Raw genomic sequence first — 5676 nt, 5'->3', positions numbered from 1 at the left:
GATAGTGCCGGGGCGGGGGGTAACAAGAAACAGCTGACCGCTGGGGGTGTGTTCGGGGATGGTCGGGCCGTAGCGCAAGAGCTGGCCCAAGGTCGCTCGCTCGGGGGGAGAGAGGGGGCTTGTCAGCTCGGCAAAGTGCACATACTCGGCATAGACATCCTCTATCTCTACTCCGCTCTCTACTCCACTCTCGTTTCTCATCTGTGCGAAGCGTTGCAGCAGTTTTTGGACACGAAAATCAGACAGTGCTGGGGCACCACGCAAGATATCCATATGACCTTTCTCACCAAGTTTTAAAGTGGGGGGGAATTGAGACGCGCGTATTATAGGGATCTGGCTCACAGCGGACAAACGTTTTTCTCACTTCGTGCAGTGTGACTCTGCGCACACTCTCTGGTATAAAGGTGCCTCTTTTTTGACAAATGCCGATTTTTTCAACAAAGGTACTCACCTACTTGCGCTGCATTTTTCGACTGTTTATCGGGCTGTTGTTGACGCTGACACTGGTTGGCTGCGACTTCTATAGCCCCTCCAGCCAGCTGGAGCAGATCCGCCAGCGAGGCGAGATCCGGGTTGGCACCATCTATGGTCCCACCTCTTATTACCAGCGTGACGACCTCGCCCAGGGGTTCGATTACGAGCTGGCGCAAAATTATGCCGACTGGTTGGGGGTGAAACTCACCATCATCCCGGTCGACACCACTGACCAACTGGTCACCCTGCTGAAAAAGGGCAAACTCGATCTGGCGGCTGCCGCCATCATGGTCACCCCCGAACGGCGCGAGCTGTTTCGCTTCGGCCCGGGCTTCTACCAGGTCTCCCCCAAACTGGTCTACCGCAACGGCAAACCCAAGCCTGCCTCGTTAAACGATATCAAGGGCAAACTGGTCGTTGCCGCCGGCTCCACCGGTGAAGATCTGCTCAAAGAGATGAGCAAAGAGAATCCGAAACTAGCCTGGAGCACCAGCGACAACGCCGATGTGGAGGAGCTGCTCAAGCAGGTGGTGGATGGCAAGATTGACTACACGGTGGTGCAGGATACCGTGCTGGCCCGTACCCAGCGCTACTACCCGGAGCTCACCGAGGGGCTGACCTTGGCCCAGAAGCAGACCGTTGCCTGGGCCATGAGCAAGCTGCCCGATGACAGCCTCTATGCCAGCGTGATCGACTTCTTCGGTCAGCGCTTTATGGATGGTGCCATCGCCAAACTGGACGAGAAGTACTTCGGTCATGTGCAAAACTTCGACTTTGTCGATACCCGTACCTTCCTCAAACGCGCCAAGAGCCTGCTGCCCAAGTACCAGCCGCTGTTCCAGACTCACGCCAAGAATATCGACTGGCGTCTGCTCGCCGCCATCAGCTATCAGGAGTCCCACTGGGACCCGCAGGCCCGCTCCTACACCGGCGTGCGCGGCATGATGATGCTGACCGAGCCCACAGCCAAGGCGATGGGAGTCAACGACCGGCTTCATCCGGAAGAGAGCATCAAGGGTGGCTCCCTCTATCTGCAACAGATGATGGAGAAGGTGCCGGATTCGGTGCCCGATGACGAGAAGGTGTGGTTTGCCCTCACCGCCTACAACATAGGTTACGGCCACATGATGGACGCCCGCCGCCTGACCAAAGAGCTCGGCAAGAATCCTGACGCCTGGAGCGACGTGAAAGAGGTGCTGCCGCTGCTGCAGCAAGCGCGCTGGCACCGCAAGGTGCGTTATGGCTATGCCCGTGGCAGCGAGGCGCGCAACTATGTCAACAACGTGCGCCAGTATTACCAGAGTCTGCTCTGGCTCGACAACGAGCAGCAGAAGGCACATCAGCGGGAGAGTCTCGACAACGACAGCGAACCCGAGCTGGCCGAGCGCCCCACCGCCATTGTCGAAGTGGTCAATCAGATCACCATGCGCTAACCAGCCACTATTCGGCTGTTTTCACGCAAACTTCTCTGTTACCATCGATTCACATCGGAGCCTATCCGAAATCGCATTGTTTTCATTATGTTGAGAGATTAAATAACAGCAATTTCGGATGGGCTCCATCAATGACCCAAGGCCGGGATGGCCAACTGAGTTGGGAGGAGACCAAGATGCAAAAACGTAGAAAAATCAGTCTGGTCAGAAAAGCGAAGTGCAGCTGGAGCCCCAGACGCAAACTCAAGCTTAATGACATCAAGCGCAACCTGTGGCGCAGAAATCGATCCTATACCCTGCTTATTGCAGAGCACACAGCATAAACCCGGCATTCGCCGGGTTTTTTTATCTTCTTTCTCACTTGAATATCGTCTTACACCAGCGCCGCCTTGAACTGTACCGACCGCTTGGAGATCAGCGAGTTGCAGTGGTTGCAGAAGTAATCCACCGCGCCGCACGCCTTGAGACGCTCCAGCTCCTGCTGGCAGGTGGGGCAGATGGCCGTAACGTGAACAGCGGTCCGGCACTGGCCACAGGTTTGCTCCTTGCTGCGGGTATCCAGTTCAGCCTGGCATGATGGACAAAGCAGGGCTTCCATAGTCGACTCCTCGAAAAGTGGATCTGCCATGGTCTTATTCCATGGCAGATCCCCCTCCCCTTATTCCTCACCTTAACATGGCGAGGATAACAAAGCGGCTGCCGGTGAGGGCAGCCGCAAGGACTTATTTCTTCTTCATTTTCAGCAGGCGTTTGCGCTGACGTTCCTGACTCAGGGTCATGGTGTTCTTCTTGCCTTCAAACGGGTTGACCGACTCCTGGAACTCGACCCGGATCGGCGAGCCCATGATCTTGAGGGACTTGCGGAAGTAGTTGATCAGATACCGCTTGTAGGAGTCCGGCAAGTCGTTCAGCTGATTGCCGTGGATCACGATGCGCGGCGGGTTGTAGCCACCGGCGTGAGCATACTTGAGCTTGACGCGGCGACCATTGACCATCGGCGGCTGGTGATCTTCCTGCGCCATCTGCATGATGCGGGTCAGCATGGCCGTGCTGGTACGACGGGTGGCGGACTGGTAAGCCTCCTGAATGGATTCAAACAGATGGCCGACACCGCTACCGTGCAGGGCGGAGATGAAGTGGACGCGAGCGAAGTCGATGAAGCCCAAGCGACGATCCAGCTCGTTCTTCACATCCTCTTTCACCTTCTGATCCAGACCATCCCACTTGTTCACCACCAGCACCACGGAGCGACCGGCGTGGAGCACATAGCCAAGGATGCTCAAGTCCTGATCGGTGATGGTCTCCTGGGCGTCGATCACCAGCAGGCAGACGTTGGCATCTTCGATGGCCTTCAGGGTTTTGATAACGGAGAACTTCTCCACCGTCTCGTGAACCTTGCCACGACGACGCACACCGGCGGTGTCGATGACCACATACTTCTGCTCGTCACGCTCCATCGGAATGTAAACGGAGTCACGAGTGGTGCCGGGCATGTCATAGACGATGACCCGATCTTCACCCAACATGCGGTTGGTCAGGGTAGATTTACCGACGTTGGGACGACCAACGATGGCGAACTTGATGGGCAGGTCGGCGAACGGGGTCTCCTTGGTGTCCTCTTTGGTATCGAGTTCACCGGCAGCCACCATGCGCAGCAGGGCTTCTTCGTCGAAGTCCTCCTCTTCCTCATCCTGCGCATCTTCATCGGTAGTGGCGTCGACCAGGGTCTCCAGATGGGGAGCCAGGGCCAGTTCCAGCAGGCTCAGCACGCCACGACCGTGGGCGGCCGCGATCTGGTAAACCTCGCCCAGCGCCAGACCGTAGAACTCGGAGACCGCGGAATCACCGTCGATACCGTCGGTCTTGTTAGCCACCAGAAATACCTTCTTGTGGGCCTTGCGCAAGTGCTCGGCGATGGCTTGATCCGCTGCGGTCAGACCGGCACGGGCATCCACCATGAACAGCACGACGTCCGCTTCTTCGATGGCCAGCAGGGATTGCTCGGCCATCTTCAGCTCGATCCCCTCTTCGGTGCCATCGATACCGCCGGTATCGACCACGATAAATTCCAGCTCGCCCAACTTCGCCTGACCGTATTTACGGTCCCGGGTCAGACCGGGAAAATCGGCAACCAGGGCATCCCGAGTACGGGTCAAGCGGTTAAACAGGGTGGATTTCCCCACGTTGGGGCGGCCCACCAGGGCTACTACAGGAGTCATAAAAGCCTCATTCTCAAGACGACAAAGGCTCCGGGTCCGAAGACCAGGAGCCGGATATTCACATTATCGGACGATCAAGGACGCTTGAGGGCGTACAACTTGCCGTCACGGCTCTGCACATACAGGGTCTCGCCATCCACCAGCGGGGCGGCGTAGAGACCACTGCTATCGAGCTGCTGCATCGCCTTGATGGTACCGTCGGTACGATCAAGCCAATACAGGTATCCTTCCACATCACCCACCACCACATAGTCACCGAAGATGACAGGTGCAGTGACGGTACGATTTTCCAGCTGGGTGTTTGACCACAGCTCCAGACCGTTGCGACGGTCGATGGCAAACAGGTGGCTGCGACTGTCGGTCAGCACGATGGCATTACCGGTCATCGCCAGATCACGATAGCCGGAATATTTTCGCTTCCACACTTCATCGCCAGTCATCAGCTTGCGCGCCATCAGCTGACCGTTGTAGGCGATGGCGTAGAGCTCATCACCGGCAATCAGCGGGCTGGCGTCGACGTCAACCATGCGGTCCAGCTCGGTGGCACCGCGCGGATCAGCCACCTTGGACTGGCGCACAGGCTGGCCGTTGCTCAGCAGGGCGATGCCCACCTTGCCATCAGCACGACCGTAAATCACGGCGCCGTTGGTGATCACCGGTGCACCGGCACTGCGCAGGGTCAGCGGCGGCTGCTCTTCGGAGAGCGACCACTGCATCTTGCCTTCATCAGTGTCGAGGGCGATCAGGCGACCGGAGGTGGTCAACACCACCACGCGGCCATCTTCCACCGCGGGGCTCGCAACCACTTCGCCGGGCACATTGGTCTGCCAGAGCACTTCACCGTTCTCTTCGTTCAGGGCATAGACCACCCCGTTCTCGGAACCGAGGAACAGCTTGCCGTAACGAGAAACCAGGCCGCCGGAGAGGCGGGCGCTGCGCTTGTCGGCATTGACCGGCAGGTCAGCCAGATCGACAGTCCAGAGGCGATCGCCACTGGCACGGTCAAAGGCGCTGACATCGCCGTCGCGGGCCGCCGCGTAGATGCGATCCTCTTCCACCACCGGCTTGAGCTGGGAGTAGAAGTCACCGATGCCATCACCCACAGTGGATGACCATGCGGTGTCGGCAGTGAAGGCAGATTCAACCTTGGGCAGCGGCGCCATCGGGTTGAGATCCTCTTCGGAACTGAACAGGGAGCAACCCTGCAGAGCGAAGGAGACCGCAGCCCCCAGCGCCACCATCTTGAATAGATTACGCATCCGGTGCCTCACCAGTCGCAACGGCCGGCAGGGCCAGATCGTCCATTTTCAGCTTGAGCTCGGCGCTACCCTGCAGGCCGCCGGCATCCGCCGCCGCCTGATAGGCATCACGAGCCTCTTCGGTCTTGCCCTGCTTTTGCAGCACATCACCACGGGCTTCGGCTACCTGCGCCTTGAAGGCCTCATTCTGGATGGTCGCCAGCTTGGCCAGTGCTTCATCTGCCTTGCCCTGATCATTCAGCACACGGGCCAGACGCAGCGCCGCGATGGGACGAATGCTCTCGTCACCCG

The 5676-nt window shown here is 58.4% G+C and carries 6 protein-coding genes; 1 reads left to right on the top strand and 5 read right to left on the bottom strand.

From position 1 onward, the window contains the following. The coding region (locus DBR30_RS04585; RefSeq protein WP_146181355.1) for a hypothetical protein at nucleotides 1-273 on the bottom strand (273 nt) is incomplete at its 3' end. Between the two features lie 149 nt (nucleotides 274-422). On the opposite strand from DBR30_RS04585, the gene mltF reads away from it, so the two are divergent. Then, nucleotides 423-1907: a membrane-bound lytic murein transglycosylase MltF gene (gene mltF / locus DBR30_RS04580; protein ID WP_108540342.1), complete on the top strand. Its 1485-nt coding sequence runs from the start codon at nucleotides 423-425 to the stop codon at nucleotides 1905-1907. A 373-nt stretch (nucleotides 1908-2280) separates the two neighbouring features. Here the strand turns inward: mltF and DBR30_RS04570 are convergent, their stop codons facing one another. The 4 genes from DBR30_RS04570 to DBR30_RS21625 form a co-directional block, all read right to left on the bottom strand. Further along, on the bottom strand, nucleotides 2281-2505 hold the full coding sequence (locus tag DBR30_RS04570; RefSeq protein ID WP_108540340.1) for a zinc ribbon domain-containing protein: 225 nt from the start codon (nucleotides 2503-2505) through the stop codon (nucleotides 2281-2283). Nucleotides 2506-2629: 124 nt separating this feature from the next. After that, on the bottom strand, nucleotides 2630-4126 hold the full coding sequence (gene der, locus DBR30_RS04565) for a ribosome biogenesis GTPase Der (protein WP_108588207.1): 1497 nt from the start codon (nucleotides 4124-4126) through the stop codon (nucleotides 2630-2632). A gap of 74 nt (nucleotides 4127-4200) precedes the next feature. After that, the gene (gene bamB / locus DBR30_RS04560) at nucleotides 4201-5385 is read right to left on the bottom strand and encodes an outer membrane protein assembly factor BamB (protein ID WP_005333796.1); all 1185 of its coding nucleotides are present in this window, start codon (nucleotides 5383-5385) and stop codon (nucleotides 4201-4203) included. After that, nucleotides 5378-5676, bottom strand: a 299-nt coding sequence (locus tag DBR30_RS21625) for a tetratricopeptide repeat protein (RefSeq protein WP_258224279.1), incomplete at its 5' end; no start/stop codon positions are given. The genes bamB and DBR30_RS21625, both read right to left, overlap by 8 nt.

Origin of the sequence: Aeromonas sp. HMWF017 (assembly GCF_003061465.1) — a bacterium.
GTDB classification, from domain to species: Bacteria; Pseudomonadota; Gammaproteobacteria; order Enterobacterales; family Aeromonadaceae; genus Aeromonas; species Aeromonas veronii.
Note: the sequence above shows the minus strand (reverse complement) of the source record. Positions and strands in the feature narration are given on the sequence as shown.